This window comes from Gemmatimonadota bacterium (genome assembly GCA_009838845.1).
Lineage (GTDB): Bacteria > Latescibacterota > UBA2968 > UBA2968 > UBA2968 > VXRD01.
Genome location: VXRD01000019.1, coordinates 16,428 through 30,601, shown reverse-complemented (window position 1 = coordinate 30,601; position 14,174 = coordinate 16,428). Strand labels below are relative to the sequence as shown.

Sequence of the window (14,174 nt, the reverse complement as noted above, 5' to 3'; positions counted from 1 at the left end):
TGTTGAAATGCGGTTGACAAACTTTCACTGTTGCTACACTTTTATTTTTATGAATCGTTTTTATACCCGATCATACGGATATAGAAGGAGATAGCGCGTGGAAAAATTCACGAGAATTACTTTTGATCCCGCTGTTATGGGCGGCAAAGCATGTATTAGGGGACTGCGAGTAACGGTCGGAACTGTTGTGGGGCTCCTGGCGGCTGGTCGCTCACATGAGGAAATTCTAAAAGCCTATCCTTATCTCGAGCGCGAAGATATCGATCAAGCTCTGGCCTATGCAGCCTGGCGGGTCGAAGAACGGGAAGTTGCACTGGTCACTCCATGAGTGTGAAGCTTCTGATCGACATGAATTTGTCACCCGATTGGGTGCCCGTTCTGAAGCGCCATGGATGGTCCGCAGTCCATTGGTCCACAATAGGGGATCCGCGAGACAGTGACCGGGTAATTATGGATTGGGCGCTGAGGTATGAATACATCGTGTTTACCCACGATCTGGATTTCGGCACTATGCTGGCTCTATCTCACGCGACCGGTCCAAGTGTGCTTCAGGTTCGCGCGCGAGATATATTGCCGGAGCATCTGGAAAATATCGTAATCGCTGCTCTCAGACAGCACGATGATGATCTGGCTTCTGGATCTCTGGTTGTTGTAGATGAGATCAGAACTCGGATCCGAATTTTGCCCATATGAATATGAGGTATTACTATCGTCAGTTTGCGCATATCCCAATAATCCATTAAATATATCATCGCGCAGCATCCCAAATATCCGCGCCCAAAGGAGATACAATATCAACTTCCTCCAGTACTGTTCCTTTCAATTTACCCGGCTCTTGAACCGTTGCACCTTCTGAGATATCTGCACCATAGGGTAAAGGTATCACCTTAACAATCGCCTTCCCCTGTTTTGTCACGATCACAGGTTCGCCTGTTTGAGCAACTTGGTCCAAAATTCCCAGTGCCTGAGCCTTAAATTCAGTCACACTCCATATCTGCATTGTTTCCTCCAATAATCTCATTTTCAACAAATTACCATTATTGTAATATGGTTTTTATCAAATCAAGAACGATTCACAAACGGGTCTGGATCGTATTTTGAATGATTTTGTGAAATGCACTGTAACACTTGATAGTCACCTACGGGCTGCCACATATAAATTCGTCTGCATTGTGAACACAAAAAAAGAATATTGTCATCATCAAGCGGATCGTAGAGTTTCTCGATCAACCTCGATTTTCCATATTTTTCATATAATGCATTGAGCGTTTCCAGGGGAATCGCGCGTAATGCCTCTTTAGAAATCTCCGGTTTTATACCCCACAGAGGTTTCAAATCAAACCCACAAACGCACTGTCTATCGTGCATATCTCCGTCCCGCCTGTGTACGCGTTCATCGTCAAACCATCTCCAATCGTATAGCCTTTTGCACTTTGAACACAACTCATAATGGGCTGATGTCCCCGGCATCTCTTCATTTTCTATGAGGCGATTAATCTCCTCCTGTTCTGGCAGACCCAGCACCTTCTTTGTCCCAACCAAACAGTATCGGCATCGCCGATTTTTCTGGCGGATATAGAAGATCAGATAGATGGGACCCACCACAATAATCAGCAAAAAAATAAAAGACAATAATCGTTCCATTGTTATTCCACTTCTTTCACATTCCGATATACGCATTCGAATAGCCGCACATCACCTTTTTGTACCCACATATAAACCCTGAAACATTGCTCACAGACGCGCAATGCGTGGCCTTTTGGAAGTCTATCAGGCCGACCTTAATGCATCAACAAATGTCCACAAATTTAAAAATTAGAATGCTCTTTGGTGCAATATATCCGAAAGCCAAAAGGGTGTCAACGAACCCTGAGTCACAAATATTTGACACGATACAATAGACAGTTGCGAGAACCGAATTCACCTGCTATTTTACCAGAGAATTTATGGAACTAAAACAGCGGAGGAAATAATGAAACTCTGGTATAACGAACCAGCGGAAGATTGGAATCACGCCTTACCCGTGGGGGCTGGAAAACTCGGCGCCATGGTATTTGGTGGGGTAAGCAATGAACGCATACAAATGAACGAAGACTCGATCTGGGCGGGACCTCCCGTACCCGTATCACCACCGGGCGCGCAACAGGTCGTCGCACGCGCGCGTCAACTGCTCTTTGAAGGCCAATACACCGAAGCGCAGGACCTCGTGCAAGAAGGCGTCATGGGAGAACGCATAGTACCGCGCAGCTATCAGACATTGGGCGACCTGCTCATCGAGCAAAGCGGCATCGAACAACACACCGATTACCGCCGCGAACTCTCACTAAACTCTGCAATCGCCACAACGCAATGGGTTGCAAATGACGTCGCATATCACCGAGAAGTATTTGCCACAGCAATCGACCGAGCAATCATCTGTCGCATCGCATCGGACAAAGCAGGCGCAATATCGTGTCGGATATCTTTCCATCGGGAAGAAAACGCGCAGTGGTCGGGCATATCCGAAAACACACTCCTCATAACCGGACGCGCGGGACACGGAGAAACCCATCCCGGCGTAAAATTCTCTGCAGGAATCAAAGCAATTGCCGAAAACGGGCGCGTCCAGTGTGCCAACGACGCCCTCGTCGTCGAAAATGCGGACGCAGTCACAATAGTCGTCTGCGCCGATACCGACTACAACTTTGACGACCCCTACACGCCCCTGACACGCGACCTGAAAGCCTCCGCAATATCCACAATCGAAGCGTGTGGTACACGTCCATATCCCCGCGTAAAACGCGAACACATTCGGGATCACAGCACCTACTTCGACCGATGCGCCTTCTCTCTCGGAGAAGACAAATACGACAACATCCCCACAGACCGTCGCCTCGCCGAATTCGAACACACATCAGACCCCGCGCTCGTTGCACTCTACTTCAACTTCGGACGCTACCTCACAATCTGTTGCTCGCGCCCGGGCAGTTTATGCGCCAATCTACAGGGCATCTGGAACCAGGAATACGAAGCCCCCTGGAACAGCGATTACCACATCAACATCAATATCCAGATGATCTACTGGCTCTGTGAACTCGTCGGCCTGCCCGAATGCCATGAACCGTATTTGGAGTTTTCAGACGCCCTGCGCACAACAGCCCGCCAAACCGCAAAAGAAGTCTATGGCTGTCGCGGAACCGCAGCGCATCACACAACAGATGCGTGGCGATTCACCGACCCATTGGGAAAGGTCCAATACGGCATGTGGCCCATGGGCTGCGGATGGAACAGCAGGCACTTTATGGAACACTGGGATTTTAACGGCTCAGAAACATTTCTGCGAGACCAGGCCTGGCCGGTTGTGAGGGACGCCGCCCTGTTCTTCCTCGACTGGTTGGCAGAAGATCCAAAAACTGGCAAACTCGTATCCGGTCCCTCTTCTTCACCGGAAAACCGCTTCCTCGCGCCGGGCACGCAGGACGTATGCAACCTCGTCATGGGACCGAGCATGGACCAGCAGATCATCTGGGAAACATTTACAAATTGTCTGCGCTGTGCCGAGATCCTATCCCTCGACGACCCCATTATCGACGACATAAAAAGTGCATTATCCCGTCTCGCAGAACCGCAAATCGGCACTGATGGACGCCTGATGGAATGGACGGAAGAATTTGAAGAACCAGAACCGGGGCACCGGCATATTTCACACATCTACGGCGTATATCCCGGCTTTCAACTCGTCGATCAACCCGACTTCTTGGCTGCCACGCGCAAAAGCATTGAACACCGCCTCGCGCATGGCGGCGGACACACGGGCTGGAGCAGAGCATGGCTCATCAACGTGTGGGCGAGGTTAAAAGACGCGGATCGCGCCTGGGAAGACGTGAGGCAACTGCTCATACGCTCGACACTGCCCAACCTATTCGACAACCATCCCCCGTTTCAGATGGACGGCAACATGGGCGGTGCCGCGGGCATTGTGGAAATGATATTACAAAGCCATCATCAGGCTATTGAGCTATTTCCCGCACTGCCAGACGCCTGGACAGAAGGCAACACAGAAGGACTGAGAGCAAGGGGGGGATTTATAGTAGATTTACAATGGAAAAACGGAGAAAAATCCGCGCGCATAACTTCCCTATTGGGCAACCCCATCCGCCTGCTATACAATGGATTGATGCGCGCAGTCAATGACGACCGGGAGGTCATCGCAGAACGCCAGGGAGAAATAGCGTTCCAAACCGAAAAAGGAAAAAGCTACAATATTGCGCTCGGGGGATAAGTTATTTAAGCGCACTGGATCGCGGCTCAACACCATGCCGCGATGACGGCTTTGTTTTGAAATTGTTGGCATCATCTCCCAATAATCAACCCATCGGGATCAACCTCATCGCGCAAAATGCACAACTCCTCTTCTGAGGGCGGCACAGTCTCTTCAAGAGAATCTACCCGACCCAATTCAAACCCGGTATTTCTCTGCACCTCATCAAACGTCACACCGGGATGCAAACTCTCGACCTGCATCCGACATGTATCTTCATCAAAACTCATCACACCCAGATCCGTAATCACGCGATAAGGTCCCCCGCCTTCGGGCAACCCCGCAGCCTCGCGCGCGCCCGGCCCGGTCAGAAAACCCGGCGTCGTCAAAAAATCGATCTCTTCCACAAAACGACGGCGATCGTGCTGTGTAATAATCAGCGTGCGCCAGCAAAAACTCGCAAAATCATTGGCACCTCCGCTACCCGGAAAACGCACGCGCGGCTTTTTATAATCGCCAATAACCGTAGAATTTAAATTCCCATACGCATCGATCTGAGCGCCACCCAAAAACGCGTAATCCATCACACCCCGTTGACAGGTCTCCATAATATCACACATACTCGTCGCCATAAGTGCCCGGTGTGTCGTGCGCGAATCACCCACAGAAATGGGCATCGCGGGCAACATCGGCGCCAAACCACCCGCTTCAAAAGCCACCAAAAGCCCCGGCGCATGCGTCTTTTGCGCCAGCATCGCCGCAGCACACGGCGCCCCCGTGCCCACCCCAACAGTCGCCTCATCCTCCAGCAATCGGGATGCCACACAAATCATCAGTTCCATCGCGTTATAATAATCAGACATAGGCCTCCCCTCTCAGTATTACAGCCTGCTAACCACTATTCTCCAACCGCCGCAACTCCGCCAGCCGCTCTTCCCCACCGCAAATCTCCAGATAGTCCTCAAAACAATCGACACCATACAAATACTTATCCAGAAACGCGCGATATGCCTCCACATCTCGCTCTGCGTCCAACCACGCTTTGAGATGCTCTTCATCCGAGAAATACTCCCCAGCCATATTGCCGGGAAACGATCCATAAGGCACATGACACACCGCATCAACACAAAAAGCAGGAATCGCGGTCGCATTTGGATCGCTGCGAATCTCATCTGTACTCACAATGCGCTCCGCACTCACAATCACATGTTTGGATGCACGCGACAAATCCCAATCAGCCACCGTAATCCCCCGAATGCGACAATTCCCGAACAAATCACTCTCGTGCACATGGATAAGCGCCACATCGGGAAACAGAGCCGGCACAACCGTCAGCGGTTTGCCCGTAAAAGGACACGCGATCTCCTTAGCTGCACTCTCTCTAAACGTATCGGTCCCCAGCATACTGCGAACAGGCACAAAAGGCACACCCGTCGCCGCCGCTCGAAACCGACATGCCAGCGCGTAATTTGTCCACTCACACACCTCAACCTCTCCGCTCTCCATCAACCGCCGCGCCTGCGCCGACAAACCGCGCGCTTCCAACCCCAAAATATATGCCGCATCCAAACGCGAAAAAATCTGCTTCCCCGTACGCGTACCCGCTGCCAAAATCTGAAAATCGTGCGTCGTCGTATGACCGGCAAACCCCAGATTTGTTCGCTCCTGCCGCACAACCTCGTGCAAAAGAGCCGTCGCAATCCTGTTCCCACCAAACCCGCCAGAAGCCAAATAGTCACCATCGTGCACAAACTCGGCAACAGCATCAGACACAGACATCAGCTTATCTGTCAACGCGCCCTTCTTCTCTCGAAAAAACGCCCGTGCAACATCTGGATCGGGATCTGTAAACAGCGGTCCCCGGCCTGTATTTTTAGAACTCTTCATAGCAATTCGCCTTTAACCATCAACTAAAAACCTCCTGGATCGCGGCTCAACACCATGCCGCGATGACAGGTATGGTCCTTCACACTTTTCACTTCACACCTCACAGCGCTGTCCAGCCGCCATCCACCAGCAGCGTATGCCCCGTAATAAGATCCGCAGCCGGACTGGCCAAAAACACCACCGCACCCACCACATCTTCGGGCTTTCCCACGCGCCCAAGAGGAATGCGAGAAAGCAAATCCTCGCGCAACGCCTCATTGTCAAACGTCGATTGTGTCAACGGCGTCAAAATAAACGTCGGACCCACGGCATTCACCGTAATCTGATGGGATGCCCACTCCACAGCCAACACCCGCGTCAGATTTATCACACCGGCCTTACTCGAACAATAAGCCGCGCGCTTGTAATAACCCACCACCCCATTTTGCGACGCAATATTGACAATTTTGCCACCACCCGTCTCAACCATCGACCGCGCCACGCGCTGCGACATAAAAAACAACCCCTTCAAATTCACATCCAGCACCCCATCCCAATCTGCCTCTGTCACCTCGAGCGCGTCCCTGGGAATATTCACACCCGCATTATTCACCAAAATATCAACCCTGCCATACGTATCGATAACCCGGCTCACCGCCGCATCAATACTCTCCTGATCCGGCAATTGCAACGCCAATGGCAATGCCCGTTGCCCCAAATCTCCAACCGCTTTGCACACCACATCCAGCGCATCAACCTTCTGTGGCACCTCACACACCGCCACATCCGCACCCACCTCAGCCACCGCCAGCGCAATCGCCCGCCCAATGCCCGAACCCGCGCCCGTCACCAGCACCACCTTATCATCCAATCGCATACTGGGCAAAACCATCACGCCCGCTCCTTTCACGAAGAAAAAGAAATATTATTCTCCGTATGCCGGCAAGAAATATCATCATCCCCGCGAAAATTCCTACACCCCCAGAAAGCCCCATAGCGCCCCTTGCGCTGAACCATATCCGCGCCACATCTTGGACAAACAGGCATCCACGAATCACAATCAGGATCCAGACATATTTTAAATCGCCCAACGCGCTGCATCGGATTGCCACACGTTTGACATCCGCTCTCAGTATGATTGCACAACGGATAATTACTACAACCGTAAAACGACTTTCCCTGCACGGCAACAAGCGTACCCGTCTTGCACTTCACACAGCGAATACGCTCAAAAGACGCTTGTTCCAAACTGGTCTCAAAATCGTCCAGCGCCAGCGGATATTTATTCTTCAACAACTCGACCAAAAACTCAGACGCATTCGTCATATCCCCAATCAAATACACGCGCTGTTTGGCGCGCGTCAGCGCGACATAAAACAAACGGCGCTCCTCCGAATATGGAAAGGGATCTAACGCGGGCAACAGCGCCTCGAGCAAAGAATGAGACGTCTTCTGCGAAGGAAAACCGTACTGACCGCGTTCAAGCCCCAGCACCACCACATAATCCGCCTCCAAACCCTTCGCACCGTGAACGGTATTACACGCAATAGACAAAGAGGGGAACCGCTTCCTCAACATCATCATCTGCGTGTCATTGGGCAAGTTAAAACGAAACCTGCCCAACAAATAAACCGAACTACCCTCTTCCGCCCGCGCGGCGACATGCGCCAGCACACGATTCAGCCGATCGTCAAGATCCGCCTCTGAACCGCGACGCTTCTTCTCGCGCAACAGTGAAACCGCGGAATGATTGACCATCGCATGTGTAGTCAACGACTTTTTAACCTGCGCCGGATTCTCAGTCACAAACAGGGATGCAACATCGCAAATACTATTATTGAACCGAAAAGTCTTATCCAGAACCGTAATTTTAGTAGCCCCAAATCTCTCTTCAAAATCCGTAGTAAACCGAATATCGCTACCAGTAAAGCGATAAATCGACTGCCAATCATCCCCCACGCAAAACAGAGAACACACATCAACAGATTCTCTCAAAGTCTTAACCAACCGCGCACGCGGCTCGGATATATCCTGAAACTCATCCACCAGAATATATCGCCAGGGCGAAACAAAACGACCACATTTCACATACGCGATTGCCCTGCCAATCATATCGTCAAAATCGATATGCCGATTTTCTTTCAAAAACGCTTCATACTTCTCATAAATCGGCACCACAATTTTCAAAGCCTGCTGCTGAACCAAACTCAAATGACCACCCTGGACAATCTCCTTCCACGGTTGATCTGGACGAGGCAAATGGCTCTTATACCGCCTCAACAAATCCGCGAGCAACGGTGTCAAATCGCGAATCTCTCCAAACTCCCTCAGCGTATCCAGCATCTCATCTGGCGAACGCGGATTAAATTGCACCCCAGCCTCTGTTAATTTTTTACCCAAACCCGTCAGCAAGCAACCTTCGGAATATTCGTAGTGAAACGTCTCAATCAAGCGCGTCCCGTACTTCTCGTGAACTCTGCGCTTCCAATCCATCCCCGCGTGATACTTCTTCTTCCCCACAAAGGGTGCGGTATTGCCATCGCGGTCTATCCCCCAGTGCTCCAGATAAATACCGCAATCCGGAAGATAAAAATCGGGTTGGTATTGCCGATAATCCTGTCCCCTCGTCTCATGCTCATAATCCGCCTCGTATTCATACGCAACACCCAGCATAAACAGATGATTGGCGATCCACAACTCGCCCAGACCCTTTACCATCTCCCCCTTTAAGGTGCGAATCTCATTGGCAAAAATATATTCAAAGTACTCCCCCTGAGTTTTAAAATCAAAGGGATTGACCTCTTGATACCTGTAATAACCCAGATAATCCAGAACCCATTGTCTATAGGTCGAGATCTCAAGCAACTTCTCAAACCACTGATCCACATGCTTCTCCAGCAACGCGCCATCTGTTGCCAGAGGCGAAATCGAAGGCTGCGCTTTTTCGACCGAAGCAATAATATCCTTGCCCAGTTTGTGAAACGTACTCGCAACAACGCCTTTTTTGTCCACGCGCTCATCCAGCCGCTCCTGCATCTCTCGTGCCGCCTTATTCGCAAAAGCCAGCATGAGAATCTCATCGGGCTGTGCCTGCCCGCTCTCAACCAAAAAACCCGCGCGCCCCACCATCGCACTCGTCTTGCCAGTACCCGCACCAGCCAGCACCAGATTATTGTCCTCATCTATCACACAGGCATCGCGCTGGTTCTCACTCAGCGGATTGCTCTCCACCCCATCAAAAAAGGTCGAAAACTGGTCCTTGAGGCGACTGACATATTGCGCGCGAAAATCTTCCACCTCTTGATCACCCCAGTGTGCCACCTCCTGCACCAGCGTGAAATCAGCATGGCGGTCGCGATCCAAATACCCCACCGCCGGCACCATGCGAAACTGATCGAGCATTTCCCGTGCCATCGCTTTTATCTTCAACCAGCGTGAACTGCGCAAATAACCCATATCCAGCAATCTATCAATCTCCGCGGCACACCGCCGCACCTCTGACGCGAACTTTTGAGACTCCGCCAACCAATACCAATAATCCTGCAACCAGTCGAAAAATCCCTCCACCTCTGCCTTGCGCAAACCCTTCAGCTGCTGCACACCGCGATCCGTCGGCAACACCAGCTCAAAAAACAGCCTCCCCCGAAGTAATACATCTTCTCGCGTCAAATTTTCAGAGCATACGGCAAAGCGTTTACCGGCTCTTTCCAAAATCAGACCATCAGATGAAATTAAAATAGTCGCCTTCCGCGTGCCCAAAAGACGCATCATCCAGTGCGGAGTAATACTTTTGTTTTTAAGTGTATTCATCAGTATCTCAGTCAAAACAAAAGAAAAAGTCTCCTAATTCAGGAGACTTTTTAAAAATAGATGCAGTGTGCATAATTCCTACTGTTGTGATACAGCGAAGTATATAGCTTTTTTCTATATATTGCTTTTCATGCCTTCGGCGACCGACTTTTTGTCACCAGCAACAAAAAGTAGGCAAAAAATGCCGCTCTCAGACGCCGAGGGGCTGGCACAGCGCAAATCGCTTCTATAGTAATACGCCATGCTGTCGCCTGCACAGTTAGGATACCATAAGAATGTCCGCTGCGAGACGGACTTACGCGCTGTGCATATCAATTCCTAATTTTTAATTGACTTCATTCATCTATCTCATCAAACCCATTCACAACCCGGCTGATCAACCCGTATTCCACAGCCTCATCGGGACTCATCCAATAATCTCGATCCGTATCTTCCTCAATCTTTTCAAGTGGCTGACCGGTCTCATCGGCATACATCTCGTTAATCTTCTTCTTAATCTTCACGACCTCCTCAGCCGTACGCCGCACATCTTCTGCCACCCCTTGAAACCGCATCGAAGGCTGATGAATCATAAGGCGCGAATTTGGCAAAGCCAGCCGATCTGCCTTATCTGCCGCCATCATAATTACCGTCGCTGCACTGGCTGACAGACCCGCACTGATAATCTTTACCCTGGGGCGGATAAATCGGATCATATCGTAAATCGCAAACCCATCGTACACGCTACCGCCGGGCGAATTAATAAAAATTTTAATCGGCTCTTCCGAATCTTGATGATCCAAAAACAGCAACTGCGCCGTCACCTTAGCCGTCAATTTGTGATCCACGGGATCGGAAATCAAAATCGTACGCGCATCTATCAGTCCCTTGTTCAAAATACCGTTCTTCGACGCGCCGTCTTCCTCTTTATCCTCATCCTCGAGGATCACATCGTCCTCAAAAATCATCCAGTCCTCCAAAAAATAGAAACAACGACAAAAGAGTCAAAAGCAACCACAGATAAACACGGATAAACACAGAGTAAAAGGCTAACAGGTAGCAATCAGCTTTCAGCTTTTATCCCTCGTCCATCAACCCCAAGACAACATCACTGCTTTTTTGCTGATAGCTTGTTTTATTGAACGATCCAATTTATCCCATATCCCCATTTGAGTCAAGAGCCTTGCGGTTAATTTTTTATCTCCAAACGCCTAATCTGCCCTCACCAACTTCACCTCTACGCTCTTGCCGTCCTGACACATAAACGACACAACCGTCTGATCCGACTGAACCATTGCGTCCGCCAGATCATACGCACCATCCAAACGCCATTTTCCGCGCACTGTCACCTCTACCTTCCGCGGCATACTCGGCTGATTGACAATCAACGAACCATCCTGACGGTGCGGCGTCTGGATCTTCCAGCTCCACCCAAAATCTGGATCAGCCACCGAAAGCAATAACCCATCACCCACTTCTCGGGTCATCACCAAACTCGGCAAAGAAACAGCCTCAACCGGACCATTCGCTGGCCTTGTCGCAATATCGAACAGCGCGTAACCCGTCGCCTTCATCCCCCGGTGATGTACAATATGTGCCTCGTGATCTCGCTGCCACACATCGTACTCAGGCGCATTCGCAAACGCGCTTACTTTATCCGGCGACCTCTGAACCAGCACGGCATAGTGATAGGACGCACCCTGAGGCATAGAACCGTGATCCAGATACGCCAATTCAAAAGTTCCTGTACCACCGCTATCTCTGCCATAATTTTTAGAAATCTGCACCTGACGCTGCACCCGCAACTCGCCTCCATCTGGAACCACATACCCATTGCCCCGTGAATCCATCAGCCATGTCGTCTGCCCCGCCATCCCCGAAAACGCATAAGGAATCGCACCCACACTTGCTCCATTCACCCCCGTAGGACGATCCTCAGAAATAGCCGCCTGAAACAGCGGCGTCACAGTCGCATGCCCGCCATCATCATTCTCAATACCAGACCCCAGGCAGACCAATAAATCGTCAAAACAAAACACCGTCTTAACCGCCCGAAAACTCGTATTGAATCTCGTATCGTGCAACTTCAACGCGAACACACCATTTTGTCCCTCCAAATTCACCCCACCCACAAAAGTCTCATCCGAAAAATTGCGATCACGCCCCTCGTGTTTGATCTGCTCATGACTCAAGCGAATCACCGTCGTACCCGGCCACATACTCCAATCCCACCCATCCCGAACAATCCCACTCGCCTCCCGGCCAACAGGATCGCCATTCGCGTAAACCAGCATCGAACCATAGCTCAAATAACGACCGAGCGGATTATTTCTCCCCGACGACTCGTAATCCCACACGTACTTGCCCCACCCCTTCATACTCACCATCCAGTCCCCACGCCGATGAATGGACAGCGCGCCATAAGGCAGAGTCCAGTGCCCAGACGGCGGAGCGGCAGGTACGTACCCCGCCTCTGCAAAATCCGCCATCATCTGCATCGCACCCGGCGTGTGTAAATACATCAGCCGCACAGCCACCCGCTCAAACAAATCTTCTATCAGCAACTGCGACTTCGGCTTCCAAAGCTGCATAAACGCGCCCGATAATTCCGCATCCACCGGAGAATAGCTCAAAGCCACATACATATACGCTGGCAAAAGTTTGGTAGCCACCGCTGTATTCCGCGGAAAACGACCATTAACAGCCATTGAAATATCGTACGTATTCGCCATAATCCTGGACGTCAACAGCGCCTGCTTCAAATTATCGCGCTTCTCCTCCGCAACCGCAAAAGGCGTATCGTGCAACAAATACACCAGCACAGAAGCCACGTGAAAAGCATTTGGCGCATACCCACTCGCGTAAATACCTCGATGGTGAAAACCCACAAAATCCGGCTTAATCGTATCCAGCCACCCAGGCGCAATAGATAGTGCATTATTGAGCCATACAATATAGCGACGCATATTCGCCACCTTCTCAGGCGAATCGTCCATCATCAAAATGCACAACAGCCGATACATCGCCACCGAACGTATAAAATCCGCATTCGCGCCCAGCACTTGCGGATCCTCATACAACTCGCCAAACATACTGAACCATCTCAGCGTCGCCAACTCTCGCGCCAATAATCCTTTGCTCTGCAAAACATCCCGCATCAAATACACCGCGTGGGCATAGCCAGCAACCCGTAAAAACTCGTGATGCATCGCCCCAACACCACTGCCATCTGCCCAACCCTGATCGTGCAAATAATCGAACACATCCAGTGTCCGATCTCTGGCCTCCTCATTGCCATTCAACCGATAATCCAGCACCAGACGCAACAAAACACCCTGAAAAACACTCTGAAAAAGGGGTTCATAGGGCGACAACTCGGCAAACAGGGGTTTACCCAGAATGCGATCACCCTCGCGTCGAATCTCGTAATCCGCCAGACTGCGATACCCACGCCTTATATAGGCTGTAAGTTCATTGAGCCGAATCCTCACAGGCTCCCGCTCATCATCCTTCACCCCATCACCCAGAACCCATGCCTCATATCGCGCCGCAATCGTCTCAAACGCCTGTCTCTCATCATCAGTTATCTCTGTAGGAAGCGGACCCGGCAATGTATTCAGACTCCACCGATATTCGCGGCTCCTATCTGCTCTATCTGCATTGACATAAGGAACCTGTGCATCTGGAGACCGCCTGGGGTGAATCCTCTCCACCAACTCCACCAGATCCAGATAAACAGCCCCGCTATTCGGTGCCCTGATTTCAAACGCCGTCGCCCGTCCACTTCGCGACCCCTCATAAGATCTGTTCCGCGCATCATCCCGCAAATGGATCCACATCGCCCGCCAGCCCGTAAAATTCAAGCCAAACTCAAACTGATAGCGCGGATTATTTGCAGCCAATTCAGACTCTGTCCCAAACCGAAACGTCAGCACCTCATCGAGCGCCACCTCGTTATACACCCACGCCCGAAACCCGGTCAGTGCCTTATTGCGTCCCGGCGCGGGATCCGTGAACAAAAGCCGCCCGTTATTCTGCCATGACCACTTCAAGGAGTGCTGTCCCCCTTTATAACGCCTCGCTGAAAGCGACACCTCGCTACCCGCATCTGCCCGATAGGATCCAGACCTCTCCTCAAAATCATAGCGCCAGGGCATATCCTGCGCCATCGCCGCACTCGCCAGGCCAACTACAAAAATAAAGATCCACTTCATACACACCCCTCTAAAAACTATTTGAGACTGGATCGCGGCTAAAACCCTGCCGCGATGACAACCAA

Annotated in this window: 11 protein-coding genes; 3 read left to right on the top strand and 8 right to left on the bottom strand. The window is 51.0% G+C overall.

Translation table 11 applies throughout. The features are described from left to right. Positions 1 to 97: 97 nt before the first annotated feature. A complete protein-coding gene (locus tag F4Y39_02700; protein ID MYC12618.1) occupies positions 98 to 328 on the top strand; it encodes a DUF433 domain-containing protein in 231 nt (76 codons plus the stop codon). 2 nt (positions 329 to 330) lie between these two features. Next, positions 331 to 693: a hypothetical protein gene (locus F4Y39_02695; GenBank protein MYC12617.1), complete on the top strand. Its 363-nt coding sequence runs from the start codon at positions 331 to 333 to the stop codon at positions 691 to 693. A gap of 55 nt (positions 694 to 748) precedes the next feature. Here the strand turns inward: F4Y39_02695 and F4Y39_02690 are convergent, their stop codons facing one another. Together F4Y39_02690 and F4Y39_02685 are read right to left on the bottom strand one after the other, a co-directional pair. After that, positions 749 to 1,021 (bottom strand): type II toxin-antitoxin system Phd/YefM family antitoxin, encoded by a 273-nt coding sequence (locus F4Y39_02690; GenBank protein MYC12616.1) that lies wholly within the window; start codon positions 1,019 to 1,021, stop codon positions 749 to 751. A gap of 41 nt (positions 1,022 to 1,062) precedes the next feature. Beyond that, positions 1,063 to 1,644, bottom strand: coding sequence for a hypothetical protein (locus tag F4Y39_02685; GenBank protein MYC12615.1), 582 nt, complete (start codon positions 1,642 to 1,644; stop codon positions 1,063 to 1,065). Positions 1,645 to 1,972: 328 nt separating this feature from the next. On the opposite strand from F4Y39_02685, the gene F4Y39_02680 reads away from it, so the two are divergent. Beyond that, entirely contained in the window at positions 1,973 to 4,261 is a 2,289-nt protein-coding gene (locus F4Y39_02680) for a glycoside hydrolase family 95 protein (GenBank protein ID MYC12614.1), read from the top strand. Positions 4,262 to 4,332: 71 nt separating this feature from the next. Here the strand turns inward: F4Y39_02680 and F4Y39_02675 are convergent, their stop codons facing one another. The 6 genes from F4Y39_02675 to F4Y39_02650 form a co-directional block, all read right to left on the bottom strand. After that, positions 4,333 to 5,103 carry a 3-oxoacid CoA-transferase gene (locus tag F4Y39_02675; protein ID MYC12613.1) on the bottom strand — a complete coding sequence of 257 codons (771 nt, stop codon included), beginning with the start codon at positions 5,101 to 5,103 and terminating at the stop codon, positions 4,333 to 4,335. 28 nt (positions 5,104 to 5,131) lie between these two features. After that, positions 5,132 to 6,127 (bottom strand): CoA transferase subunit A, encoded by a 996-nt coding sequence (locus F4Y39_02670; GenBank protein MYC12612.1) that lies wholly within the window; start codon positions 6,125 to 6,127, stop codon positions 5,132 to 5,134. A 100-nt stretch (positions 6,128 to 6,227) separates the two neighbouring features. After that, on the bottom strand, positions 6,228 to 6,983 hold the full coding sequence (locus tag F4Y39_02665; GenBank protein MYC12611.1) for a 3-oxoacyl-ACP reductase FabG: 756 nt from the start codon (positions 6,981 to 6,983) through the stop codon (positions 6,228 to 6,230). A 29-nt stretch (positions 6,984 to 7,012) separates the two neighbouring features. Next, positions 7,013 to 9,916: an AAA family ATPase gene (locus F4Y39_02660; protein MYC12610.1), complete on the bottom strand. Its 2,904-nt coding sequence runs from the start codon at positions 9,914 to 9,916 to the stop codon at positions 7,013 to 7,015. 335 nt (positions 9,917 to 10,251) lie between these two features. After that, positions 10,252 to 10,863 (bottom strand): ATP-dependent Clp protease proteolytic subunit, encoded by a 612-nt coding sequence (locus F4Y39_02655; protein ID MYC12609.1) that lies wholly within the window; start codon positions 10,861 to 10,863, stop codon positions 10,252 to 10,254. A 243-nt stretch (positions 10,864 to 11,106) separates the two neighbouring features. Continuing rightward, on the bottom strand, positions 11,107 to 14,109 hold the full coding sequence (locus F4Y39_02650) for a hypothetical protein (protein MYC12608.1): 3,003 nt from the start codon (positions 14,107 to 14,109) through the stop codon (positions 11,107 to 11,109). Positions 14,110 to 14,174 lie beyond the last annotated feature (65 nt).

Bases quoted from the DNA above. Each gene is read 5' to 3' on its own strand.
- F4Y39_02690 (MYC12616.1), bottom strand. From the start codon at position 1,021: ATGAGATTATTGGAGGAAACAATGCAGATATGGAGTGTGACTGAATTT.
- F4Y39_02685 (MYC12615.1), bottom strand. From the start codon at position 1,644: ATGGAACGATTATTGTCTTTTATTTTTTTGCTGATTATTGTGGTGGGT.
- F4Y39_02680 (MYC12614.1), top strand. From the start codon at position 1,973: ATGAAACTCTGGTATAACGAACCAGCGGAAGATTGGAATCACGCCTTA.
- F4Y39_02675 (MYC12613.1), bottom strand. From the start codon at position 5,103: ATGTCTGATTATTATAACGCGATGGAACTGATGATTTGTGTGGCATCC.
- F4Y39_02670 (MYC12612.1), bottom strand. From the start codon at position 6,127: ATGAAGAGTTCTAAAAATACAGGCCGGGGACCGCTGTTTACAGATCCC.
- F4Y39_02665 (MYC12611.1), bottom strand. From the start codon at position 6,983: ATGCGATTGGATGATAAGGTGGTGCTGGTGACGGGCGCGGGTTCGGGC.
- F4Y39_02660 (MYC12610.1), bottom strand. From the start codon at position 9,916: ATGAATACACTTAAAAACAAAAGTATTACTCCGCACTGGATGATGCGT.
- F4Y39_02655 (MYC12609.1), bottom strand. From the start codon at position 10,863: ATGATTTTTGAGGACGATGTGATCCTCGAGGATGAGGATAAAGAGGAA.
- F4Y39_02650 (MYC12608.1), bottom strand. From the start codon at position 14,109: ATGAAGTGGATCTTTATTTTTGTAGTTGGCCTGGCGAGTGCGGCGATG.